This is a genomic window from Myxococcus sp. MISCRS1 (assembly GCF_026626605.1).
GTDB classification, from domain to species: Bacteria; Myxococcota; Myxococcia; order Myxococcales; family Myxococcaceae; genus Myxococcus; species Myxococcus fulvus.
The window spans coordinates 1,953,571-1,978,090 of record NZ_JAPNKB010000001.1 but is presented as its reverse complement, the minus strand read 5'-3'; the positions used below and the strand labels follow the sequence as shown (position 1 = coordinate 1,978,090).

Annotated in this window: 15 protein-coding genes; 8 read left to right on the top strand and 7 right to left on the bottom strand. The window is 71.6% G+C overall.

Annotated features, from left to right (window positions below):
• Positions 1 to 59: 59 nt before the first annotated feature.
• From OWM54_RS07500 to OWM54_RS07490, 3 genes are all read left to right on the top strand, one after another.
• Positions 60 to 2,447 (top strand): PAS domain S-box protein, encoded by a 2,388-nt coding sequence (locus OWM54_RS07500; RefSeq protein WP_223748971.1) that lies wholly within the window; start codon positions 60 to 62, stop codon positions 2,445 to 2,447.
• Between the two features lie 473 nt (positions 2,448 to 2,920).
• Positions 2,921 to 5,578 (top strand): eCIS core domain-containing protein, encoded by a 2,658-nt coding sequence (locus tag OWM54_RS07495; protein ID WP_267697036.1) that lies wholly within the window; start codon positions 2,921 to 2,923, stop codon positions 5,576 to 5,578.
• Between the two features lie 12 nt (positions 5,579 to 5,590).
• Positions 5,591 to 6,313 carry a hypothetical protein gene (locus OWM54_RS07490; RefSeq protein ID WP_267697034.1) on the top strand — a complete coding sequence of 241 codons (723 nt, stop codon included), beginning with the start codon at positions 5,591 to 5,593 and terminating at the stop codon, positions 6,311 to 6,313.
• Positions 6,314 to 6,421: 108 nt separating this feature from the next.
• On the opposite strand, the gene OWM54_RS07485 is transcribed toward OWM54_RS07490, so the two are convergent.
• Together OWM54_RS07485 and OWM54_RS07480 are read right to left on the bottom strand one after the other, a co-directional pair.
• Positions 6,422 to 8,302 carry an EGF domain-containing protein gene (locus OWM54_RS07485; protein WP_267697032.1) on the bottom strand — a complete coding sequence of 627 codons (1,881 nt, stop codon included), beginning with the start codon at positions 8,300 to 8,302 and terminating at the stop codon, positions 6,422 to 6,424.
• Between the two features lie 247 nt (positions 8,303 to 8,549).
• The gene (locus OWM54_RS07480; protein ID WP_267697031.1) at positions 8,550 to 9,377 is read right to left on the bottom strand and encodes a polyphosphate kinase 2 family protein; all 828 of its coding nucleotides are present in this window, start codon (positions 9,375 to 9,377) and stop codon (positions 8,550 to 8,552) included.
• A gap of 131 nt (positions 9,378 to 9,508) precedes the next feature.
• On the opposite strand from OWM54_RS07480, the gene OWM54_RS07475 reads away from it, so the two are divergent.
• The 3 genes from OWM54_RS07475 (at position 9,509) to OWM54_RS07465 (ending at position 13,965) form a co-directional block, all read left to right on the top strand.
• The gene (locus OWM54_RS07475; RefSeq protein WP_267697029.1) at positions 9,509 to 11,686 is read left to right on the top strand and encodes a mucoidy inhibitor MuiA family protein; all 2,178 of its coding nucleotides are present in this window, start codon (positions 9,509 to 9,511) and stop codon (positions 11,684 to 11,686) included.
• A 15-nt stretch (positions 11,687 to 11,701) separates the two neighbouring features.
• Positions 11,702 to 13,267, top strand: a complete 1,566-nt coding sequence (locus OWM54_RS07470; RefSeq protein ID WP_267697027.1) for a mucoidy inhibitor MuiA family protein — start codon at positions 11,702 to 11,704, stop codon at positions 13,265 to 13,267.
• A gap of 110 nt (positions 13,268 to 13,377) precedes the next feature.
• Positions 13,378 to 13,965: a 2OG-Fe(II) oxygenase gene (locus tag OWM54_RS07465; RefSeq protein ID WP_223751489.1), complete on the top strand. Its 588-nt coding sequence runs from the start codon at positions 13,378 to 13,380 to the stop codon at positions 13,963 to 13,965.
• 9 nt (positions 13,966 to 13,974) lie between these two features.
• On the opposite strand, the gene OWM54_RS07460 is transcribed toward OWM54_RS07465, so the two are convergent.
• The 4 genes from OWM54_RS07460 to OWM54_RS07445 form a co-directional block, all read right to left on the bottom strand.
• A complete protein-coding gene (locus tag OWM54_RS07460) occupies positions 13,975 to 15,558 on the bottom strand; it encodes an SDR family NAD(P)-dependent oxidoreductase (protein WP_223751490.1) in 1,584 nt (527 codons plus the stop codon).
• Positions 15,559 to 15,643: 85 nt separating this feature from the next.
• Positions 15,644 to 16,489, bottom strand: coding sequence for a head GIN domain-containing protein (locus OWM54_RS07455; protein WP_267697026.1), 846 nt, complete (start codon positions 16,487 to 16,489; stop codon positions 15,644 to 15,646).
• Between the two features lie 60 nt (positions 16,490 to 16,549).
• Positions 16,550 to 17,929, bottom strand: a complete 1,380-nt coding sequence (locus OWM54_RS07450; protein WP_267697025.1) for a hypothetical protein — start codon at positions 17,927 to 17,929, stop codon at positions 16,550 to 16,552.
• Between the two features lie 31 nt (positions 17,930 to 17,960).
• Positions 17,961 to 19,223, bottom strand: coding sequence for a GAF domain-containing sensor histidine kinase (locus OWM54_RS07445; protein WP_267697024.1), 1,263 nt, complete (start codon positions 19,221 to 19,223; stop codon positions 17,961 to 17,963).
• 196 nt (positions 19,224 to 19,419) lie between these two features.
• Here OWM54_RS07445 and OWM54_RS07440 point away from each other — a divergent pair, with 196 nt between their 5' ends.
• Together OWM54_RS07440 and OWM54_RS07435 are read left to right on the top strand one after the other, a co-directional pair.
• Positions 19,420 to 20,040, top strand: a complete 621-nt coding sequence (locus OWM54_RS07440) for a hypothetical protein (RefSeq protein ID WP_267697023.1) — start codon at positions 19,420 to 19,422, stop codon at positions 20,038 to 20,040.
• 179 nt (positions 20,041 to 20,219) lie between these two features.
• Positions 20,220 to 20,375 carry a hypothetical protein gene (locus OWM54_RS07435; protein ID WP_267697022.1) on the top strand — a complete coding sequence of 52 codons (156 nt, stop codon included), beginning with the start codon at positions 20,220 to 20,222 and terminating at the stop codon, positions 20,373 to 20,375.
• Positions 20,376 to 20,458: 83 nt separating this feature from the next.
• On the opposite strand, the gene OWM54_RS07430 is transcribed toward OWM54_RS07435, so the two are convergent.
• Positions 20,459 to 24,514 (bottom strand): DUF6519 domain-containing protein, encoded by a 4,056-nt coding sequence (locus OWM54_RS07430; RefSeq protein ID WP_267697021.1) that lies wholly within the window; start codon positions 24,512 to 24,514, stop codon positions 20,459 to 20,461.
• Positions 24,515 to 24,520 lie beyond the last annotated feature (6 nt).

Sequence of the window (24,520 nt, the reverse complement as noted above, 5' to 3'; positions counted from 1 at the left end):
AACGAGGGGCTGCCCGGGGCGTCACCGTCCGCGTCCGTCGGCCGGAAAGGAGCCGAGCCTTGGCGCTCGAGGAGGATGTCTCCCTCTCATGGGGAGGCTTGCTGGCGCGGTGGGGGCCCGTCCTGCGGACGCGTCATGGGCTTCGACGCGAGCGAGCCGGGCTCGTCCAGAGCGGGCTCGAGGAGGTGCTGCCGGTGCTCCTGGCGGCGCTCGCCCGGGCGCTCCAGGACGACGCGCTCCCTCCCTCGGCCGAGGTGCTCCGGGACTTGCGAGCCGGACAGGCGGAGCGCTGGCATGCCTGCCACGGCCTGGAGGCCTGCGGGGTCGTCCAGGAGTACGGCCTGCTGCACGACTGCCTGCTCGAGCTGATGGAGGAGGCGGGGGTGACGGCCACGCCGCGACAGCAGCGCATGCTGGCCGCGGTCTTCCATGCGGCGAGCACGGACGCGGTGGGGCGCCTGGCGTCGAGCACGGTGGCATCGAGGAGCGAGGGGTGGCTGCAGGCCATCATCGACCACGCGCCTCCGGTCATCTTCGCCAAGGACGCGCAAGGGCGCTTCGTGCTGGTCAACCGGAGCTTCGAGGAGGCGCTGGGGAGGTCGCGCTCCAGCGTGCTCGGCAAGACGGACTTCGACCTGTTCCCCGCCGCCGTGGCGCGGCGCAACCGGGAGCACGACGAGCGGGTGCGACAGTCGCTTCGGCCCGTGACGGAGGATGAGCACATCCCCGGCGTCCAGGGCGTGCGCACCTGGTTCGCGATGAAGTTCCCGCTGCCCACCGTGGGCGCGGAGGGGCCCATCATCTGCGGCATCTCCACGGACATCACCGACGCGCGCCGCACCCACGAGGCGCTGCGCGAGAGCGAGGAGCGCTTCCGCCTGTTGATGGACGCGGTGGAGGACTACGCCATCCTCCTGCTGGACCCGGAGGGCCGCGTGGTGAGCTGGAACGCGGGCGCCGAGCGGCTCACCGGATGGCAGGAGCAGGAGGTGCTCGGGCGGCACTACGCGCTCTTCGCGCCCGAGGAGCAGGTGACCCGGGGAGAGCCCCAGCGGCTGCTGCGCGAAGTGGCGGACGGCGGTCACTTCCGGGGAGAGCTGCGACGAAAGCGGCGGGACGGCTCGTGCTTCTGGGCGGACCTGGACATCGCCGCCGTGCGCGACGAGGCGGGCCGCTTGCGCGGGTTCGCCAACGTGGCGCGCGACATCACCGCGAAGAAGCAGAGCGAGACGGCGAGGGACTTCCTGCTGGAGGCGGGGCGGGTGCTCGCGGGCTCGTTGGACCTGGAGACCACGCTGGGCGCCTTCGCGGGCCTGGTCGTGGAGCACGTCTCCGACTACTGCGTGGTGGACCTGCTGGAGGCGAGCGGCCGGCTCGTCCGACAGGAGGCGGCCGCGAGGGAGCCCGAGCGACAGGACCTCATCCGGAAGCTCCTGGCGTTCGCGCCCTGGACGGAGGAGGACGGCCCGCTGGCGCGAGCGCTGGCGTTGGCGCAGCCCATCGTCGTGCCGGAGGTGACCTCCCGGTTCCTCGACTCGGTCTCCAGCGACGCGGCGCACCGGGCCTTGCTGGAGGCGCTGGGGGCGCGCTCCGCGGCGCTCGTGCCCGTGGTGTCACGCGGGCGCGCGCTCGGGCTCATCCACCTGGTGTGGACGCGGCCGCATGACTCGCTGGAGATGGAGGCGCTGGTGGAGCTGGCCCGGGGCGTGGCGGACCGCGCGGCGGTGGCCATCGAGAACGCGCGGCTGTACCGCGAGGCCCGGGACGCGGTGCGCGTGCGCGAGGACGTGGTGGCCATCGTCAGCCATGACTTGCGCAACCCCTTGCATGCCATCCAGCTGACGGCGACGTCGTTGTTGCGCAAGGACACCCTGCCGGAGGGGGGCGTGAAGGGGCTGGAGCGCATCATGGAGGCGACGCAGCGGGCCTCGCGCTTGATTCGAGACCTGCTGGACTTCACCCAGGCGAGAGCGGGGGAGCGCATCCCCATCCGGCCGTGCGCCATGGACCTGCATGTGCTGGCGCGCAAGGTGGTGGACGAGGTGCTGCTCGCGCACCCGCGGCGCGACATCCAGGTGGAGCTGCGGGGGGACGGGCGGCTGGAGGCGGACGCGGACCGGCTGGCCCAGGTGGTCTCCAACCTGGTGGGCAACGCGCTCCAGCACAGCGCTCCGGACTCGTGTGTCCGCGTCCACCTGCGCGAGGCCGGGGACGGTGTGCTCCTGGAGGTCCACAACGTGGGCAGGCCCATCGCGGCGGGGCTGCTGCCCACGCTGTTCGAGCCCTATCGCCGCGGGCCGGAGGCGCGCGCCGGCCAGGGCAGCATCGGCCTGGGCCTCTACATCTCCCGGCAGATCGTCCTGGGACATGGCGGCAGCATCGAGGTGTTCTCCAACGAGCGCGGCACCTGCTTCAAGGTGTGGCTGCCGCGCCGCCGGGGGCCCTGAGGCCGCGATGACTGGGGTTGCCGCGTGCTACGCGGCCGACCTCAATTGCACGCCTGGGTATTGGGCTTGCAGAACCGCTCGCCCACGGACCCCGAGCAGCCCAGGGCGAAGACGGCGAGCACGAACGTCAGGATGCGCTTCATGGTCGACCACTCCTTGGATGAGGTTTGCGCGCGGGAGCCGACCATGAACCCGCACGTGTCTCCAAAGGAATACGCACCATGGGTGAATGTAGACGTCGAGGCCATTCTTGACGTCCCGCGCCGATGCGACGCGGAGGTCCAGATGTAGCCCGCTGTGTCCCTCGTCGATGTGACGCGCCCTCGCGTACACTCGCGTCTCCAGACCAGGGGGGAGCCATGCGACGCAGTGCGGCTCGGGTTCATGCGAGTCATTCGTCCGAGACACGGGGCGCCACCCCCGCGTCGCGTCCGCTCGCGTCGGTCGCGAGGCAGGCGGTCTCGGCCGACGCCGTGGCCGAGCCCGGAGCCACGGCGCCGGGCGTCCGGTTCGACTTCAGCCGGCTCCCGCTCACCCCCAGCGTGCAGCGCGTCGCGTGCGCGGGGGGCTCCTGCTCCTGCTCGTCCTGCGACAAGAAGAAGGAGGAGGTGGCCCGGGCCGCGCAGCCCGGTGTCTCCCGCGCGGGGCCTTCCGAGAATGTGTCCGCGCACGTCGCCCGTGGGCTTGGCTCCGGGCAGCCCCTGGAGTCCTCCGCGCGCGCCTTCTTCGAGCCGCGCTTCGGCCAGGACCTGGGGGGCGTGCGCATCCACACCGACGCGAGGGCGGCGGACTCGGCGCGCGCGCTCCAGGCTCGCGCGTACACGGTGGGCAGCGACATCGCCTTCCAGGAGGGCGCGTACTCACCTTCCACCCAAGCGGGACGTCGGCTGCTCGCGCATGAGCTGACGCACGTGCTGCAGCAGACCGGAGGCCGCGCCACCTCCGGCGCCCGGCTGGCCCGCTTCGCCACCGGGGGGCTGTCGGTGACCTCCCCAGGGGACGCCTCCGAGCGCGAGGCCGAGTCCATGGCGGACGCGGTGATGGCGGACGGCGCGACGCGCGAGCCCGGGCGCCACCGCCTGGGCGTGGCCCGGGATTTCTCTCCCGCGCCCGCGTCGAAGTACACGGTGCCCTCACCGCCGGCGCCTCCCACGCCTCCGCCCACCCAGACGACGTCGGACGTGCCGCCGACCCAGTCGGGCACCCCCGTCAACAAGAACGGGCTCGTCGCCGCCGAGGAGGGCGTCAACCTGCGCGCCTCGCCCGACACCGGCTCGGCCCCGCTGGAGCGGCTCCCGCAGAACACCCGCATGTTCGTCAGCCGCGAGCAGTCCGGCGGCTGGTACTTCGTGATGCTGGTGGATGGCCGCTTCGGCTACGTGGCCAAGTCGCATGTCACCGTGGACATGCCCGACCCGGAGGCGAGGCTGTACCGCATCGCGTCCGGCGAGACGGCGCTCGACATCGTCAAACGCTTCTACAAGTCCGACGCGACGAAGTGGGGGCAGGACGAGCGCTTCTTCGTCAACGTGCTGGTGTTCGTCAACGCGGAGCGCGGCCGCAAGGGCATCTTCAAGCCGGACCCGGAGGGGGACTGGGACACCACCCAGACGCACGCGGGCTCGCAGATATGGATACCGGGCGTCGAGTTCGCCAAGACGCTCAAGGGCCAGGTCTCCTCGGGCTCCATCACCTACGAGGCCTACCAGAAGGTCAAGAACGTCATCACCGCCATCGGTGAGTTCCTGGCCGGCTCCATCGCCTTCGTGGCGGGGCTGCTGCACGGCGTGCTCGAGTCGCTCTGGGACACGCTGGTGGGCCTGGTGGACCTGGCGAAGCTCGCGGGCAAGCTGGTGTGGAGCCTGGTCACCGGCAACCTGCTCTCCGACATCCGGGGCTTCTTCAGCGACCTGTCCAAGCTCGACTTCAAGCAGCTGGTGTCCGCGGGGCTCGACGCGCTGGACAAGAAGTGGAACGACCCGAGCCTCCTCAAGCGCTGGCACTTCCGGGGCTGGATTACCGGCTACGCGCTGGCGGAGATCGTGATGCTGTTCTTCAGCGGCGGCGCGCTCACGGCGCTCAAGGGCGCGGGCAAGGCGGGCAAGTTCGCCCAGTTCCTCGCCAAGATGCCGCGCGCGGCGAAGTTCCTGGAGAAGGCCGGAGAGGCCGCCAAGGGGCTCAAGGAGGCCGAGTCCCTGCGCAAGGGCATGAAGGCGCTCACCACGGCGCGCGACTGGGCCGTGCGGGTGCTCAAGGTGCCCGGCCACCTCCTGCAGAACCTCTCCGCGGAGGCGCTCGAACGGCTCAAGCGGTTGCCCCAGTGGGCCATCGAGCGCTTCAGCGAGCTGAGCGACGTGGCCAAGGCGCGCGTGCTGGGCTGCGCCTCGCCGTGCAAGGTGGACCTGGGCGCCATCCAGAAGTACCTGGCGGAGCTGGCCGCCAAGGGCGCCACCGGCGCGAAGAAGCTCACCACGCCGGAGAGCGTGCTCGTCGCGCTGCCCAAGGATTTGAACATCGGGAAGATCAAGAAGTACCTCGACGAGTACCCGGCGCTGATGGAGCTCATCCGCAAGGCGGACCTGACGGACCTGGACCTGGCGAAGCTGGTCGACTTCATGACCGACGCGGACAAGCTCAACCCGAAGACGGCGTATCAGACGTTCACCCGCTACCTCACGCTGGTGGTGCCGTCGAAGACGGGTGGAGACATCGGCGCGTTCAACAAAATCGTGGAGGCGGTGGTGAAGGCGGACCCGCGCCAGGGCGCCGCCCTCAAGGGCCCCATGTTCGAGGCCTTCGCGCGCACCCACCTGCAGGAGTTCGCCGGCAAGGCCTTCACGCGCGAGACCTTCACCGTCCCCGGAGGCAAGCGCCGCACCGCGGACCGCTTCTTCGCGGACAAGGGCGAGCTGTGGGAGGTCAAGCACCAGCTCACCGACAAGGTGCCGCCCGGCCAGGTGGACGACTACCTCTCCTTCCTCGGCACGAAGGGCAACAGCTCCGGCGCCGAGGTGAAGTCGCTGAACTACCTGTTCCCGACCGAGGAGGCCGCGAAGCTGAACTCGGCGCTCAAGGCGCGCGGCATCACCGTCTGGTATGTGAAGCAGCCCAACGTGCTGACGAAGCTCTAGCGAGGACACGCCATGGCCGAGGTGAAGTGGACCGCCAGCTCGCAGCACCATGACTGGAATGACCGGCGCGCGCCGGCGGCCTTCATCGACGCGCTCGCCGAGGCGGGGCTGGTGGGGACGGTGGAGGGGGTGTGCGGCTGGGACGAGGACGCCACGCGCCGCGCGGTGAAGCTCCAGGGGCCTGGCGTGGGCGCGCGGGTGATGGCGGAGATTCCGAAGAAGGAGAAGCACCCGTTCCTCAAGGCCTGGGGGAGCACGCCTTCGCCGTGGACGCTCACGGTGGGCATCTCGCGCTTCGTCGCCGACGAGGGGCGGGTGGCGGGGCTCAACACCTTCGTCTTCCAGTTCGACGGCGCGGCGTACGAGGACGAGGCGGGCTCCGCGCTCCTGCTCGCCGCCTTCCACGCGGCCCACTCGCCCGACACCACGGAGTTCGCCGCCATCCATCCCCTGGCGCGCTACGAGGCGCTGGAGACCGGCGAGTACGACTCCGCGGTGACGCTGCGGCCCCTGTTCGCGGGCGTCTTCTGGGCGAATTTCCTGGGCCGGGGGCACGTCGAGCAGTTCGACCGCGCGGTGCTCGCGCGGCTGCCACCGGAGCGCGTGGAGTGGGTGGACGGCGGCAAGGGCCTGTTCGTCGTCACCACGCCCCGGCTCGGGGATGCCACCACTCCGACGGTGGAGGCGGAGATGCTGCGCCTCACCGAGGTGTTCCGCGAGGCCCGGCGGCGATGAGCCACCGGGCGCTCGCGAGGCCCTGTCACGACGGGTGACGGGGCCTCGAGTCACCGGGCGCGCGGCGAGCTGTCGGCCCGCGCGCCCGGAGGTCATCCCGGCACGGCCTCAGGGGTAGGTGATGGCCTCGATGAGGGACGGGTGGTCCGCGCCGCACAGGGAATCCGCGTCGGCGCCGAGGAACACGCCGCGCAGCACGTGGTCCGCCTGGCCCTGGCGCTTCACCGTGAGCGAGTAGGGCACGGGCGTGTCGTCCGTGGGGGACGCCTCGAAGCTCGTGCTCTTCAGGCAGATGAAGTAGGTGCCGCTCGGGGGCGTGCCCTCCGGGCCGGACGGGGCCAGCGCGCCCGCCTTGGCGGGGCCGTACGCGAGCAGCTCGCCGTTGGGCGTGCGCACGATGAGGTCCTGGTCCTGCGCCCGCTCCCAGCTCGCCGTGACGCCCAGGGGCGTGCCCAGGGGCGCGCGAGCCCCGCAGACGCCGTTGGTGCACGTCTTCCCCGCGCCGCACGTGTTGCCGCAGCAGCCGCAGTTCGTCGGGTCGGTGTTCGCGTTCACGCACGAGGAGCCGCACTTCACCTGCGGCGGCGGGCAGCTGCCCGGGATGCAGTCGAAGCCGCCCGGCTGGTTCACGCACCGCTGCCCGGGCGTGCACGTGTGCGTGCCGTTGGTGCACTCGTTGATGTCCGTGCAGGTGCGGCCGTTGCCCGTGTAGCCCGCCTTGCAGGTGCAGTTGTAGCTGCCCTGGGTGTTGGAGCAGGTGGCGTTGACGGAGCACTGCGAGGTGCCGTTGGTGCACTCGTTGATGTCGTTGCAGGTGCGGCCGTTGCCGGAGTAGCCCGCCTTGCAGGTGCAGTTGTAGCTGCCCTGGGTGTTGGAGCAGGTGGCGTTGACGGAGCACTGCGAGGTGCCGTTGGTGCACTCGTTGATGTCATTGCAGGTGCGGCCGTTGCCGGAGTAGCCCGCCTTGCAGGTGCAGTTGTAGCTGCCCTGGGTGTTGGAGCAGGTGGCGTTGACGGAGCACTGGGCGGTGCCGTTGGTGCACTCGTTGATGTCGTAGCAGGTGCGGCCGTTGCCGGAGTAGCCGGGCTTGCACGCGCAGGTGTAGCTGCCGGGCGTGTTGGTGCAGGTGGCGTTGGTGGAGCACTGCGAGGTGCCGTTGGTGCACTCGTTGATGTCGTTGCAGGTGCGGCCGTTGCCGGAGTAGCCCGCCTTGCACGTGCAGGTGTAGCTGCCGGGCGTGTTGGTGCAGGTGGCGTTGACGGAGCACTGCGCGGTGCCGTTGGTGCACTCGTTGACGTCGGTGCAGACGCTGGGGCTGCCCTGGCAGGTGTAGCCGGGCTCCACCTGGCAGATGGTGCTACAGCCGTCGTTCGCCGTGCGGTTGCCGTCGTCACATGACTCGCCGGTGCTCACGCGGCCATCGCCGCACAGGGGGCCGGTCGTCTCGACGGCGTCGATGAGGTAGAGGCCCGCCAGGGCGCGGTTGAGGCGCACGTAGCGGTACGGGGTGGCGTTGGAGTAGGGGACGTCCACGGAGAAGCGGCCCACGCCCAGCTGGATGAGGTTCGCCTGACCGGTGGCGATGACGGTGCGGTCGGCGCTCAGGAAGTCCACCGTGAACAGCACGGTCAGCGTCAGGCCGCCGTAGTGGATGCGCAGGGGCCCGCGGCCCTCCTCACCCTGGCCCATGTCCAGGAGCAGCGAGCCGCCGAGGATGGAGAGCACGGTGGCGCGCTGGCCGTCGGGGGCGCCCACGGCGTTGTTGGGGTTGAGGACGACGTTGAGGCCGCTGGGCGTGGCCGCGTCCGCGTACGGGTCCACCACCGCCAGCTCCGCGCTCTCTTCGGACTGGGCGTCCTCGAGCGGCGTCTCCGACTCGCCTTCCAGCGTCTCTTCTTCCTGGGGATTCGCACCACAAGCACCGAGGACGGTGCACAGCAACACCGCGCCCAGCGCGCGCCACGTCGTGGCCCTTCGACTGAACTCCATGTCTCGCTCCATTCCAATCGCTCACCGACGGGCTTCCCGGGGCATGTCCCCTGGGCGGAAGCCGTCGGAGCGCATGGAAGGCACGATGTCGGCTGGGTGCCTGGAGCAAGGGGGCTTGTCGCACCCGACTCGTAAACCAGGTGACAGGCGTGTCGTTGAGTGTCGCGGGGTCGCGTGGCGGCGGACATCGGAGCGGCCCGGCGAGGCGACGTGGCGTGCGTGGCCGTGCGGGCCTCCCAGCGGGGCTTCAGCGCTTGCGGCGCCACGCCTTGAGCTCGGCCTTCTTCTCCGCGCCCAGCGCGTCCAGCCGCGCCTGCCAGCGCTCGCGGTGTGGCTTGAGCGCGGCCACCACGGCGCGGGCCACGACGAGGTTGCGGTACCACTTGGCGTCGGAGGGGACGATGCACCAGGGCGCCTGCTTCGTGGAGGTGCGCGCGAAGACGTCCTGGTAGGCCCGGGTGTAGTCCGCCCAGTGCTTGCGGTCCTCCCAGTCCCCGGCGCTGATCTTCCACGCCTTGCGCGGCTCCTTCTCCCGGTCCATCAGGCGCTGCTCCTGCTCCTGTTGGCTGATGTGGAGGAAGAACTTCAGGACGATGGTGCCGTGCTCGGCGAGCATCTCCTCGAAGTCCTGGATGTGGCCGTAGCGCTCCTTCCAGAGGGACGGGGGCGCCAGCTCGTGCACGCGCACGGCGAGCACGTCCTCGTAGTGGGAGCGGTTGAAGATGGAGAACTCGCCCAGGCGTGGGGTGTGGCGGTGGATGCGCCAGAGGAAGTCGTGCTCGCGCTCCTCCAGCGTGGGCGCCGCGAACGACGCGACGGAGACGCCCCGGGGGTTGAGGCTGCCCACCACGTGCTTGATGGTGCCGTCCTTGCCCGCGGTGTCGCGGCCCTGCAGGACGATGAGCACCGAGTTGAGCCGCGAGCCCCACATCAGGTCCTGGAGGTCGAACAGCTCCTCGCCCAGGGCCTCGAACTCCCCCTTCGCGTCGGTCTTCTGTTCGTGCTTCGGAGGCGTGGTGGAGAGCTTCTCCAACCGCACCTTGGCTCCCTGACTCGCGCTGGTGATGAGCTGCATGACTTCCTTTCGATGAGGCGTCGGTCCGGAGGACAGCGTGCCACCCGAGGCGTCCGGGGCTGAGACAATCGTGCGGGCGCCGTGATGACTTCGTGAAGATGTGAGCACAGCCGGACACGTACCTTGGCCGCATGCTCCTTCTTGGACTGGGTTGGGCCGTCAGTCAGCTGCTGCACGCCTCCACCGAGGCTCCCATCACCGACGTCACCGTCTACAGCGACCGGGCGCGGGTGGTGCGGACCGTTTCCCTCCAGGTCTCCGGCACCGAGTGGCTGGAGCTGCCCCTCTTGCCGGAGGCGGTGGACCCGGACTCCATCCAGGTGGAGGCGGAAGGGGCCCGCGTCGCGTCCGTGGAGGTGCGCGCGGCCCAGCCATCGCCGTTCCCCGTCGCGGAGGCCACCGCGTTGCTTTCGACGTTGGACCGGCTGGGGGACGAGCTCTCCCGCGTCAGCGCGGAGCACGTGGCCAACCAGCGTCAGGTCGCCGCGCTCGGCCGCATCCAGCCGAAGGGGCCGGGCGAGGACGCCGACGGCGCGAGCGGAGCGCTGGCGCCCGGAGGCTGGAGCCAGGCCGCCGCGTTCCTCGTCGACCTGCGCACGAAGCGCGAGGCGCGGATGCGGGAGCTGGAGGCGCGCATGCAGGTCCTGCGAAACGAGCTCGACGCCCGTCAGGTGGACGCGGGCCGCCTGGGGGCGCTGCCCTCGCCGCGGGGCTTCGAGGTGCGGGTGGCCCTCACGGGCTCGGGCGCCGCGAAGGTGCGCCTGTCCTATCTGGTGCTCCAGCAGGCGCGCTGGTACCCGCGCTACGAGCTCCAGCTCAACCCGGCGCAGCAGCGGGTGCAGGTGGCCTTCTCCGGACTCGTCAGCCAGGAGACGGGCGAGGACTGGACCCAGGCCCGCCTCACGCTCAGCACCGCGCTGCCGTCCACCTTCACCGCGCTGCCGAAGCTGACCACGTGGAAGCTGGGCACCGCCGAGCGCTTCATCCCCACGGCGCGCAGGACCGACGAGCTCCCGAGCGAGCCGCCGCCGCTGCCCCGGCCCGTGGCCCCGCTGGACGTGGTGGCGCAACTGCGCCGCGAGCTCGAGACGCGAGCCCAGGGGAAGGGCGCGCCGCCCCTTCCGGAGAAGGTGGCCCAGGCGTCGAGGCCGGCGCCGACGCCGACCGAGTCCCGGCGCCCGGAGCCGGAGGCTTCCCGTCCTTCGCCGACCGCGCGCGTCGCACCGGGCGGTGATGCCTTCGTCCTGGGCAACGTCATCGATGCCCAGTCGCGAACTCCCGTGGGCGACGTCGTCGTCACCGCCATCTCGCCGAGCCTGCCGGGGGAGGAGACCACCGTGACCGACGCGCAGGGGAACTACCGGCTCCCGCCCCTGCCGCCCGGCGTCTACACGCTCCGGTTCGAGAAGGAGCAGTTCAAGCCGTACGCGCGCGCGGACATCCAGGTGTGGATGCAGCGCACCGTCCGGATGAACGTGGAGCTGCTCCCGGAGAGCCTGGGCGAGGTCGTCGAAATCGTGGGCGCGCCGCCCACCGTCGACGTGGGCAGCACCCACACCGGGGTGGGCTTCTCGCTGCATGGCGCGCCCATGTCCAACTGGCGGCCGGAGCCCGTCGTGGACCGCTACGTGGGGCTGGCGCCGCCTCCGGGCTGGCGTCGTCCGGCGCTGGACTCGCAGCTGCCGGCGTCGCTCGCGGGAGGCCACGACCTGGCCTTCACCGCGCCGCGCTCGGAGACGGTGCCCAGCGGGCAGGGCGAGCGCACCATCCCGCTGCTCCTGGAGTCATGGCCCGTGCAGGTGGAGCGCCGCGTCTTCCCCGCGCTGGCGTCGGAGGCGTACCTGGTGGCGCGGCTGAAGAGTCCGTCGCGAAGCGCGCTGCCCGGAGGCACCGCCTCGCTCTTCGTGGGAGACGACCCGTCCGGCACCGCGTCGCTGCCGCTCATCGTCCCGGGCGAGCCCTTCACGCTGCCCCTGGGCATGGACCCGGCCGTGCGCACCGCGCGCGACGTCCGGCTGGTGCAATCGAAGGAGGGCTTCATCTCCAAGGACGACCTCAACACGTACGAAGTCACGCTGGAGGTCTCCAACCCCTATCCCTTCGCGATGCAGACACACGTGGTGGACCAGTGGCCCCTGGGCTGGGGTGGCGACGTGGAGGCGACGCTCGTGCGCACCGAGCCCGTGGCGAGCCAGGACCCCAAGACGGGGGTGCTGCGCTGGGACGTGGTGATTCCCGCCTCCAGCAAGAAGACGCTCACCTTCGAGTACCGCCTGAAGCGCCCCCAGAACTGGAAGCTCACCCAGTAGCCGCGAGGAGCCACCATGACCTTGTTCCCCTTGTCCCTCCTGGTGCTCGCCGCCGCGCCCCAGGTGTCCTCCGTCGTCGTCTATCCGGACCGGGCCCACGTCACGCGCACCCAGGACGTGACGTGCCGTGGCCCCACCACCGCCGTCTTCGAGCAGGTGCCGGAGGCCGCCTCGCGCGAGAGCTTCCGGGCGCGGGCCCCTGGCGCGGACCTGGAGGGCCTCACCGCCGAGCGCCAGACGCTCGAGCAGCAGCTCTCCGCGGAGCGCCGCGAGTGGAGGGCGCGGTGGGACGCGCTGACCCAGGAGGAGCTCACGCTGGACGCGGCGCTCGCGCGGGTGACGGGGCTGGAGCGGCTGTCGGAGGGCTACACGGACGTGGCCGTGGACCACGTCACGCGGGAGCTGACGGGCCGCAAGCCGGACACGCGCGCGTGGGCCTCGGCGTTCGACGCGGCGTTGTCGGTGCGGATGCGCGCGGTGAGGGAGGCGTGGGAGCTGGCGGAGAAGCGCCGCGCGCTGAAGCAGCGCCGCGACGAGGTCTCCGCGCAGCTCTCGCGGCTGAGCACCGAGGCCGCCCGCGCCGAGTACCGGGTGGAGGTGCGCCTGTCGTGTCCCGAGGGGAAGAAGGCCCGGGTGTCGCTGACGTATCTGGTGGGCGGCAGCTCCTGGGAGCCGAGCTACGAGGCGCGCGCGGATGAGGCCTCGGGCACGGTGGAGCTGACGGCGCTCGCCACGGTGCGCCAGCAGACGGGCGAGGACTGGTCGGGCGCGAAGCTCGTGCTCTCCACGGCGCTGCCTCGCAAGAACGCCACGCCGCCGGAGGTGGCGCCGCTGCTCGTCCGGGCGCTGAAGCAGCCCAAGGAGCGCCAGGTGCTGACGGCGCGTCAGGAGGCGCGGCAATCCGTGGAGGGCGGCGTCGAGGGGGAGGCGGCCTCCGGCGAGGGCCCGCGGGCGGTGTCCCAAGGCGTGTCCGTGCAGTGGGAGGCCGAGGAGGCGGCGCGGGTGCCGGGGGACGGCGTGGCGGTGCGCGTGGTGCTGGGGCGTCACCGCCTGCCCGCGGAGTTCTCGTGGCGCACGGTGCCCAAGCTGCACCCGGTGGTCTTCCGCGTGGCGCGGCTGGCCAACACCACGTCCTTCCCGCTGTTGCCGGGTGAGGTCAGCCTCTTCCGGGGCACGGGCTTCCTGGGACGTCAGCGGCTGGAGCGCGTGGCGAGCGGGCTCCCCTTCGAGCTCACCTTCGGCATCGAGGAGGCCCTTCGCGTGACACGCACGACGGTGGAGGAGGTGAAGCGCCCGCAGGGGCTCTTCGGGGGCAAGCAGCGCTTCCGCTACGCCTACCGCTTCCAGCTCACCAACCTGCGTCAGCACGAGGAGAAGGTGGTGCTGTCCGAGCACATCCCCGTCTCCGAGCTGGACGACGTGAAGGTGGAGGTGGCGCCGGAGTCGACGGCGGGCCTGGCACTGACGAAGGACGACGGCATCGCCACCTGGCAGGTGGCGCTCGCGCCCGCGGAGACGAGGACCTTGGAGCTCGTCTTCCACGTGGACGCGCCCTCCAGCTACGTCAGTGGAGGGCTGTAGGGACGCTCGCGGAGGAGTCATCCTGGGGAGTGTGGCTCCTCCGCGGGCGGGGTTGTTCCGGCGCCTCGTTTCCCTGGTCAACGCGTGGGAAGGGCGCTTGGATGGCGGGCATGTCGCCGCTGCTGCCGGACCCGGACCGTGCGCTGGGGGAAGCCAATCCGCTGGTCCTCACCCTCGAGGACCTCCTCAACGAGCACGAGTGCCAGGAGCTGGTGGAGCGAATCGAGGCGCTGGGGCCCTCGGCCGCGCCCGTCACCACGTCGCAGGGCATGGTGATGCGCCCCGACCTCCGCAACAACTCCCGGGTGATGTTCGATGACCCGGCGCTGGCGGACCTGCTGCACCAGCGCGTCCTCACCCACGTGCCGCGCAGGCTGGAGCGCACCTGGGAGCTGTGCGGCGCCAACGAGCGGCTGCGCTGCTACCGCTACGAGGCGGGGGAGTACTTCGCGCCGCACTACGACGGCGCCTTCGTGCGCGACAGGAACGAGCGCAGCCTGCTGACGTACCTGGTGTACCTGAACGACGGGGCCGAGGGCGGCGCGACGAACTTCCTGGACCTGGGGCGCTCGGTGACGCCCCGTCGGGGGATGGGGCTCGTCTTCAACCACCACCTGTACCACGAGGGCGCGACGGTGACGGGCGGCCTCAAGTACGTGGTGCGCACGGACCTGATGTACCGCCGCGCGCTGCCCTGAGGACCCGCCTCACCAGTTGGTGAGGCGGTAGTCCTTGAAGAAGTTGCCCCAGGAGTAGTCGCCGGTGTTCTCGGCGGTGGTGATGGGGTCGATGATGCGCGCCGCGCCGTCGACGATGTCCAGGGGCGGCTGGAAGTCCAGGTCCTCCACCTTGCGCTGGGAGAACACGGCCGGGTCCTCGTCGGTGACCCAGCCGGTGTCCACCGCGTTCATGTAGATGCGGTCCTTGGCGTAGTCCGCCGCGGACGTCAGCGTCATCATGTTCAGCGCGGCCTTGGCCATGTTGGTGTGCGGGTGGCGGTCCGTCTTCGTCCCGCGCGAGAAGCTGCCCTCCATGGCGGACACGTTGACGATGTGGCCCGGCGTGGTGCGGTCGCGGGTCATCAGCGGCTTGAGCTTGCCGCAGAGGATGAAGGGCGCCACCGCGTTCACCAGGTGCACCTCCAGCATCTCCGCCGTGGACACGTCCGCGAGCTTCATCCGCCACGAGTTCATGTCGCGCAGGTCCACCTGCTGCTCGTCCGCGTCCAACCGGCCCTGGGGGAACAGGGCGCTGGTGTCACCCTCGTTCTCCAGCGCGTACGGCAGGAGCGACAGCGCGGCGGAGGAGTGGATGCCCAGCGCCGGGTCGTTGCTGCGCCACGAGGTGGTCATCGCGGAGGGCTCCGTGCCGCCCGCGCCCAGGACGGGGTTCAGCTCGGTGAGGCAGGCCCGGTGGCTGGCGAGCAGCGGGCGGGCCGCCTCGGGCAGCTCCTCGAACCGGCGCAGCTCCCCGTCGAGCAGGTGGGCGTAGAAGCCCGGCGGCCGGCGCACCGTCTGCGCCGCGTTGTTGATGAGGATGTCCAGCCGCGAGTGCGTCTGCTCGATGTGCCGGGCGAAAATCTCCACGCTGGGCGCGTGGCGCAGATCCAGCCCGTGGATGTGCAGCCGGTGGGACCACTCCGCGAAGTCCGGCTCCAGCATGTAGCGCCGCGCCGAGTCCTGGGGGAAGCGCGTGGTGGCGATGACGGTGGCGCCCGAGCGCAGCAGCATCAGCGACGCCTGGAAGCCAATCTTCACCCGCGCGCCGGTGATGAGCGCGACCTTGCCGGACAAGGGCGCGCGTTGGGTGCGCTTGGCGTAGTTGAAGTCCGCGCACTCGATGCACATCGCGTCGTAGAAGAAGTGCAGCTTGCGGTACTCCGCCTTGCACACGTAGCACTTGCGCGGCGTCTCCAGGAGCCGCTCGGGGCCCTCCTCGACGGGGACCTCGCCGGCCGGAAGCAGGGGCGCGTTGAAGACGGGGGCGCGGCGCATCGTGCGGATGCGGGTGCTGGCGCGCACCTCCCGGTCCTTGGTCTGCTTGTCGTGGCGCTTCTCGCGCCGCAGGGCCTTCTCCAGGCGGGACTTCGCGGTGCGGTCCGGCATGACGATGCGGCCGGCGGCGATGAGCAGGGCGCGCTTGTCCTCCTCGGGCAGCCTGGCCAGGAGGATGCGGTCCTCGGCCATGGCCTCCAGGAGGCGGGTGCACCGACGGACCTCGTCGAGCGAGGCGGGGGCTTCGGGGGGCGGGGCGGCGTCGAGCGCGGGCGAGGTTGTCTCAGCGTCCTTCATGGCCGTCGGTGCATATCCCGGCAGGGGGCCTCGAAGAAAGGACCGCTCGCGGGCCCTCCCTGGATGGAGGGGGGACGGCCGGGCGTCAGTGCCAGATGACCCGACCGCCGCCGTCCACGTCGATGTCCCGCAGGGAGGCGCTCCCCCAGAGCTCCACGTCCCCGGAGCCCTCGAGGGAGACCTTCACGCTGCCCCCCTCGACGCGGGCCTCCACGTCCCCGGAGCCCTCCAGCCGGACATCCAGGTGGACGGCCCCGAGGGCCCGGGCCTCCAGGTCGCCGCTGCCCGACAGGCGGATGTCCAGCCGCTCGGCATGGCCCGAAAGCCGCGTCTTCCCGGAGCCCTCGCTCGTCACCCGCACGGTGTCGGCGGCGCCCGACCAGGACAGGGCCCCGGAGCCGGACAGGTGCAGCGCCACCGACTGGGCGACCCCCGACTCCGGCATGCACACCTTCAGCTCCCCGGAGCCGTCCAGGTGGGCCTCCAGCACGCGGGCCGCGCCGCAGTAGCTGAGCCTTCCGGAGCCCTGGGCGCGCAGGCGCACGTGCTCGGACTGCTGGCCCACGAAGCCGTCCACCCGCACCTGGCCGGAGCCGGAGAGTGAGGCGCCGGTCAGGCGCGGCAGGGTGACGTCCACATGCGCGGGGCCCTGGGGGTCCAGGTGGCCGTCCGTCTCGATGCGCAGCGTCCCGTCGGACTGGACGAAGGCGCGCACGTTGTCCTGGAGGTTGGAGTCCAGCGTCACCTCCACGGAGGAGGTGGCGCCCTCGCGCACGCGCACGTCCAGGTGGCCCTCGTACGCCACGGCCTCGAAGCCCTCGGCGCTCCGGGCCTCCGTCACGGTGTCGCCGTTGCCGCGCTCGTGGACGTCACACCCCGTCACCCAGCCCGCCATGAGCAGCACCACCGCCGCGCGCATCCACATGTCCATGTCTCCCCCGGGCCTGGGGCCCGCGTCCGGGGCCTGGAACACCGGCCGCGTGGGAAACTGTCACCGGGCGGGCGTGGGGGCCGAGGGCAGGCGCGTGGCGGCCACCGCCAGACAGAGGGTGGCCACGACGAAGTAGTAGTAGTTGCAGAACGCCTGTTTGTTGAAGGCGAAGAAGGTGGCGTAGGTGAGCGCGGTGGCGGCGGCGAAGCCCGCGGGGGTGCGGGGCGCGCGCCACAGGCTCAAGCCCAGCGCGGCGGCCACGGCGGCGAAGGGAATCCAGAGGGGTGGGGTGGGATGACCCTTGGCCACCCACGCGGCCAGGTAGCTCAGCGAGTCGACGCGGAACGGCTGGTGGATGTGCAGCGCCACCACGCTGTGGAAGAACGCCTTCGGGTCCGGCAGGGCGAAGGGGAGGCTGACGGCCAGCGCGGTGGCGGCGGCACGCCACAAGAAGCCCCAGAGCTGCTGGCGAGGCTCGGGCAGGAGCAGCAGCGCCAGCGGCAGCAGGAACACCGTGTGCTGCTTGATGGCGAGCGTCAGGCCGAAGACGTACGGCAGCGCGCGAGGGAAGCGCACGGCGCAGAAGACCGTGGCCGACAGCAGCAGCACGAGGAAGGGCTCCGTCCAGGACTGCTCCAGCACGAAGAAGCCGCGCGGCGTGAGCAGGTACAGCGCCGCGGCGCCCGCGCCCAGACGACCACCCCGCGTCCAGGCCATGAGGCCGGCGGCGAGCGCGGTGGCCACGAGCTGCGCGTGGCGCGGGTCCGTCGCCAGCGCGCGGCCCAGGGTGGCGAACATCAGGCTCAGGGGCGGGTAGGGGAAGCCGAACAGCAGCCGTCCGTCCCGCACGAGCCCCTCGCCGTACCAGTGCCCATGGCCGTAGATGTTGGGGAACGTCATCGCGTACGGGTTCTGGCCGCGCAGGAGCTCGTCCGCGCCCTGCACCTGGAACACGAGCACGTCGATGTGGGGCGAGGGCGCGTGGCGAAGAATCCAGAGCCCCAAGAGCAGGTACACCCCGAGGAGCGCGGGCACGCCGACCTTGCGCAGCCAGTTGGGCCCCGCGAGCAGCGCGCCACTGATGAGCGCCGCGGCCGCCAGCCGCTCGTGGAAGCGCGCGAAGGGCCAGGGCCCCTGGAGCCTGAGCGCGGACGACGGGTAGTCGGTGAGGAGCACCTGGAGCTGCAGGAGCAGCCCGACGCCCAGGCCCAGCGCGAGCGCCGCCTCACCCCACGTCCACGGGCGCGAGCCGCCGGGGCCGACGACGGCCAGCAGCGCCAGGCCCAGCGCCAGCGTGAGGCCTCGCAGGGACGTGTCCAGCAGCGTGCCGTTGCTGAGCTGGAGCGTCAGCGCCAGCACCACGGCGGCGGCCAGGCAGAAGAGGGGAAGACGCCAGGGGTCGACGCAGTCGCGCGCGGTGGGAGACGGGAGGCCGTCCATCCGGCGACTTATACTCCACGCGCGCGCCCCGTCATCCGCGCCGCGGAAGATGGACGCTGAAGGTCGTGCCCTCCGCTTGCGTGGACGCCACCTCGACGCTCCCTCCATGGGCCCGGGCAATCTGGTCCACGATGAACAGGCCCAGGCCCACGCTGCGCCGCTCCGCGCCGTTCGTGGTGCCGCGCTTCATGGGCTCGAAGAGGGTGGGGAGCACCTCCTGCGGGATGGGGGGCCCGTCGTTGTGCACCCGCAGGACCAGCTCCCCGTCATGCGCCTCGCTCGACACCTGGATGCGCGCGCCCGAGGGGCTGTACTGCATGGCGTTGGCGAGCAGGTTGTGCAGCACCTGGGCGATGCGGTCCGCGTCCCAGGTCCCCTGGCCGTGGCCCTTCGTCCGGACCTCCAGCACGCGCTCCGGCGCGACGGCCTGGACCTCCTCGACGACCTGACAGGTCAGCTCGTGCAGGTCCATGGGCTGACGGTCGACGGGCAGCACCTGGCCCATGCGCGCCTGGGTGAAGTCGAGCAGGTCCCGGATGAGCCGCTGCGCGCGGTCCGCCGAGTCGACGATGCGCCGCACCGCCCGGCGCGCCCGCTCGTCCAGGTCCGTGCGGCGCACCAGCGTCGCGGCGGACATGAGGATGGCGTTGAGGGGGTTGCGCAGGTCGTGGCTGACGATGCCGATGAGCTGCTCGCGCAGCAGGGCCGCCTCCTTCTCGTCGAAGAGCTGGGCCGCGCTGCGGTCCAGCGCGTCCTGGTTCTCGAGCTGATGGCCGATGAGGTCTCCCAGGTGTCGGAAGACCTCCAGCTTGTCCTGGGGGAGCGCGGCCGGGTTGGAGTCCAGCGCGCACATGACGCCGAAGAAGGCCCCATCCCTGCGGTACAGCGGCACGGCGATGTAGCTCTCCACGCCATAGAGCCTGGGCGCGGGGTGGCCCGCGAAGCGGGGCTCCTGGCTGGCGTGGTTGACGAGCAGCGGGGTGGCCGAGGTGCGCACCGTGTTGCAGAACGTCGTCGAGATGGCGAGCGTGTCGCCCGGCTTGAGGCCGAAGCTCATCTCGTCCAGCACCGCGCAGCAGCGCCACTCCTGCGCGGTGACGCGGGCCACGACGGCCAGCCGCAGGCCGGTGGTCTGAAGGAGCACTCGCAGGACCGTCTTGACGGCGTCGATTCGAGCGATGGCCTGGACGTCCGGGGTGACACCGCTCGCTGGAGACGGCTGGCTGGAGGCGGGCTGCGGGGTGTCTTCATGGACGCGCATGAAGTAGGCAACGCGGAGGACCCGGCGCGTCATCCTCTCTCTTCGAGGTGGGAGCCTCGGGGGCGAGGGCGGGCGAGGGCCTGCTAGACTCCTTTGCTCTCCGGGCTCCTCGAGGCCATATGCGCTCCGCGCTGTTCGTGCTGCTGCTCCTGACGATGGGCGCTTGTCGGCGCCAGGAAGCCCCACGCATCGAGAAGGTGGGCCCCGCGGAGCTCACGCACCAGCGCTCGTGCGAGTGGCTCGACTGGAGAACAACTCCTGTCGCGCGGACTCCGTGCTGCGCGCGGGCGAGGTCCGCTTCGAGCAGGTGACCTTCGTCGAGGCGAACCCCAGCGCCACGCGAGCCCTCGTCGGCCAGCTGGCTGGCTCCAGCTCGCTCGTGGACCTGCGCTCCGGGGACATCGTGCTCCGCTTCCCGCCGCACACCTCGAAGCGCGCGTGGTGCGGTGACTCGCGACTGGTGGTGTCCTCGCCCCTGGCGGACTTCGGAAGCGCGCAGGGCTTGCTGGGCACCACGCTGGAGGCCGTGTGGTTCGACCCGGGCGGGGCCGCTCAGCGCGCGGTGCTGCACCGGGGGCTCAGGGCCGTGCCCCGGCTGTCCTGCGGCCCCGGTGACTCGCTGGCGTTCATCGTGTCGGGGACGCGCGGTGAGGCGCCCATCGAGCTGTATCGCTGGAGCCCGAAAGAAGGCTCGAAGCTGCTGGAGACCTGGGTCGGTGAGGTTGAAAACGGTGATTCATCGGACCTCGATATCTCCTGGTCTTCGTTGGGGCAGCCCGAGTGGTGCGCGTGGGTCCGGCCGTACAGCGTGAATCGCTGCGTGCCTCCGGTGCGTCCGATTGCCCGGTGAGCGCGCCGTGAAAAAGTCACACCCTGCCGAAGGGCTCGAGCCGAGCGCGGTCAGCCGCCGGCCAGCCGCCGTGAGCCAGGATGCGACCTGAAGACGCGAATGCGGTGTGCCACGCTGGGAGCCCTGGCGCTGGGCGCCGTGGGCTGTGGAGACGATGCGCCGCCCGCGAAGGGCTGGGCATGGATGACACCAGCATCGGCATGCTCGACATCGACGGCGTCAACATGGTCGCCATCCAGGCGCTGGAGCGGCGCACCCGGCAGCTGCGCGAGCGCGACGCGGAGGTGGACGCGCCGAGGGCGGAGCTGGCGGAGCTGCGAGCGTGGCCGAGCTGAAGGCCGCGATGCCCCGCGCGCGCTGAGGCGGCGGTCCGTCGTCGCGAAGGGCCCGGGGACTCGGCTCCGGGCCCTTCGTGCGTTCAGGGCAGCACGGCCCGGAGGCGCTTGCCCGACTCCGAGGGCGCCTCCACCGTGCGCAGCGGCGCCGCGTTCCCCGCCGCGTCCCGCGCGTACACGGTGATGCTGTTCGTGCGCGCGTTGGCCACCCACAGCTCCTCGCCGGAGGCATCCAGCGACACGCCCGTGGGCTGCGACAGCCCCGTCGTCTTGCCCTGGAGCACGCGCAAGGGCTTCACGGCCGCCGCCTTGGTGTCGAGCAGCGACGCCAGCGAGAACACGGCCACCGCGTCCGAGCCGTAGTCGGCGACGTAGAGCTCCTCGTGGACCGCGTCCCACGCGAGCCCCGCGGCCCGGTTGAGCTTGAGCTGCTCGCCCGTCCACCGCGCGCGCGGCGCCGTGTCGCCCTGGGCCTGCGCGTCGAAGAGGGCGAGGTACGCCCCACGTCCTCCCTTCGGCCCGGCCGTCAGCCCCGTCGCCTGGCCCTTGCCCGAGCCGGCCACGAAGAGGCGCTGGTGCTCCGCGTCGAGCGCCAGACCCAGCGGTCCGCTCAGCCCCGTCTTCTTCCCGGCGAGCACGCGCGCGGGCTGGAAGCCGCCCTGGTCGTCATGGCGGAAGACGGCCACCGAGTCGCCGCCCGCGTTGGCGACGTAGAGTTCGTCGCGCCGCGCGTCCAGCACCAGGGCCGTGGGCTGCTCCAGGCCCTCCTCGAGATTCCCCACCGCGGCGTGGTTCTCCAGGCTCAGGCGCGCCACGGCGTTGGCGCCGGTGTCCGCCACGAGCAGCTCCTGCCGCTTCGCGTCCCGCGCCAGCCCCCACGGCTGCTCCAGCGCGGACGTCACGGTGCTGGACGCGATGAGCGTGCGCGGGCCGAGGCTCCCCGGGGCGATGCCCGGCGGCGAGAAGGTGAAGCTGCGAATCCAGAACCACAGCTCGAAGTCTCCGCCCTGCCGGCCGTCACCCCGGTTGGGGAGGCCGGCGGCGAAGCGCTGCGCCAGCGAGCGCGAAATCACCTCGCCATCCAGGACGCGGCTGCCGTCGCGCGAGTGGACGTAGCCGCCCCGGATGCGCAGCTTCACGAGCAGGCGGGGATTGGCGCGGTCCTCGGTGTCGTAGTTGCGCAGATGGCCCAGCCACCGGTAGGACTCCAGCGAGGGAATCCAGACGATGTCCGAGCCGAAGATGCGCGCCTCGCCGCGCAGCTCGAAGGTCTGATGACCGACGATGCCCACCAGCCGGCCCATCTGCTCGCGCCACCACGTCGAGTCGTGGGTGGTCAGCGGGTAGTTGATCTCCACCGACACCGACACGACGGGGCGGGGGAGCGGCAGCGGCGCACCCGCGGGCGACATGAGCGGCGCCAGCTCCTCGGAGCAGATGATGCGGATGCCCTGGGCCAGCGTGACGAAGGGCTCGAACTCCACGACGCTGTCGTTCTCGATGGCGAGCTGGGCGTTGGTGGCCATCTCCACGCGGGTGACCTTGACCGAGGGCTCGGCCGCGACGGAGACGGTGGAGCGCGCGTTGAACAGGATGGGCGGCACCCGCGTGGGCGTCTGGGCGTCCTCCACCAGCTGGGCGGACACCCGCTGCGTCGGCGCGTTCGACAGCGTCCAGAGCGCGGCGGCGATGCCCTGTGTGTTGGTGCGCACCAGCAGCGACGCGCCGGGCGTGCCTGTTCCCTCGGCGGGGCGGAGGCTGGCGCCATCGGCGACCTGGAGGATGCGGAAGTGCACGAGCGCGTTGGCGACCGGGTTCTCGCCCTGCATCACCGCCACCATGAGCGGCGTGGGCAGCTCCTGCAGCGGCGCGCCCTCCTGGCCGTCTCCGCCCAGGTACAGGAACGTGCGCTGGCGGCACAGCGTGTCCAGCGCCTCCTGCACCGTGTCCGCGTTCAGCAGCGTCTGGCACCCGCCGGACTGGTAGGCCACCCGGTTCGCCAGGCTCAGGCGCGCGGTGAACACCAGGGGCAGGTGGGCCTCGACGAGCGGGCCGCCCTCGGACACCAGGAGCCGCGCCTCCACCTGCTGGGTGACGTCGTTGGGGTTGGGCAGCCACTCCACCAGGGCGAGGCCGTCGTCGCCGGTGGTGACGACGATGCTCTCCGTCCACGGGTTGCTCGAGCCGGCCAGTCGCACGCCGGTGTACTGGCCGCCGGCGCCGCTGAGCACCCGGAAGCGGACCGACTGGTTCGCCGCGCGGCGCTGGTGACGGGCCACGCCCACGCGCAGCGGGTGCGGCAGCCGCTCGCCGGGGAGCACCTCCTGGCCGTCACCGCCCTCGTACGTGAGCACCCGTTGCCGGCTCAGCGTATCCAGCGCCTCCTGGACGGTGTGCGTGTCGTTGAGGATCTCCTGCGCGTCGTCCGGGTCGTACGCCACCTTGGATGCGACGCTGAGGCTCGCGAAGTAGCGCAGCGGCGCGTGGATGGCCTCGTTCCCGTGGTCCAGCAGCCGGGCCTCGACCACCTGGCTGTGCCGGGGGTCGTTCACCGTCTGCCAGCCGTCGATGGCCGGCGTCCAGAAGACCTCCGCGATGCCGCTGGCATCGGTGTAGACGACAATCGTCGTCTGCGCGTCGTCCGGCAGGTGGACGTCCGCGACGGTGCCCTGGCCCTCGGACAGCACCACGCTGAACTGGACGCGCGCGCCCACCACGGGAAGCCGCCCGTTGAACACGCCCGCGCGCAGGGGCCTGGCGAGCCGGCTGGGCGGCGCGGGCGGACGGGCGGGCAGCACCTCCTGGCCGTCGCCGCCCGCGTACACCAGCGTCTTGTGCTCGGTGAGCGGGGGGAACAGGTTGCGGCAGTCGTGCACGTGCCAGCCGTCGGAGTTGCGCTCCAGCACGGCCAGCGCGCAGTAGTGGTGATGGATGCCGTGGGCGGGCTCGGAGGCGGGCAGCCCTCCGTCCTGGGGCCACAGCACGTTGCGCGTCACCGTGCGCGCGGGGATGAGCCAGTAGTCGCCCGTACGGTAGCGGCCCGCGGTGAAGCGCACCTGCACGCCGCTCTCCAGCGAGGTCCACCCCAAGGACGGGTCCGCCGGAGCGGGGACGATGTCCAGCGCGCCCGCGGGACCCACGTTGTCCCAGCCGCGCACGGTGAGCGCGCCGGAGGGCAGCGTGGCCGGCCACGTCGCCGCGTCGATGGTGATGCGGTTGCCCGTCATCGCCTCCACGCGGATGAGCTCACCGGGCTCGCCGCGCAGCACGCGCTCCTCGGTGGTCAGCTCCAGCCACTGGTTGGGCTGGAAGCGCCGGTAGCCGTCCTTGCCCGGCTCGGTCACCACCATGCGCCGGTTGAGGACATCCACCGACTCCACCTGGGTGAAGAGGATGCCGTTGTCGCGCGACCACTTGAAGGTGGCCGTGCCGCCGCCCGTGTTGCCGCGGTGCACCTCCACCCGGTAGAGCTGGTTCTCCAGCCGGCGGTAGCCCGCCTCGGCCGCGACGATGCACGGGTTGTCGCTGGCCTGCTCGGGCTCGCCGCGCGCCGCGAGCGTGCCGGTGCTGGTCAGCTCCTCGGGCAGCCACTCCGGGGTGCCGAAGGTGTGGCACGGCACTGCCTCGATGGGGCCGGAGGCGTTCGTCCCCGTGAGCCGCAGCAGCCGCACCTGCCACACCGTGCGGGTGCGCGTGGCGGAGTCCGGGCCGCCCAGCGCCACCTCGCGCAGCTCCGGGTCCTCCAGCGCGGTGACGTGGCGCTGCCACACGTCCAGGAAGGCCAGGTAGCGCCCGTGCGCCACCGGCAGCGTGAAGCCGGGCAGGTCCGGCTGGGCGTCCAGCGCCACCGCCTGCTCGTTCTCGCAGAGGACGCCCTCCACGTAGTAGCGCCCGGCGCGCACGAAGGGGCGGGTGCCCTGCGTGAAGAGGGCGAACCCCGTCTGCTCGGCGGGCGTGCCGGGCTCCTGAGGTGTCCCGCTGTGGCCGATGACGTCCCGGCGCGTCGTCTGGTCCAGGTACTGCTGGAGGTCGACGTGCTCGTTCCAGTCGGCGTCCAGCTGGACGCGTCCCTGCTGCATCCGCACGGTGGAGTAGTGCTTCGCGGGCCGGAAGGTGTTCCGGCTGAAATCGCCCTTCATGGCGTC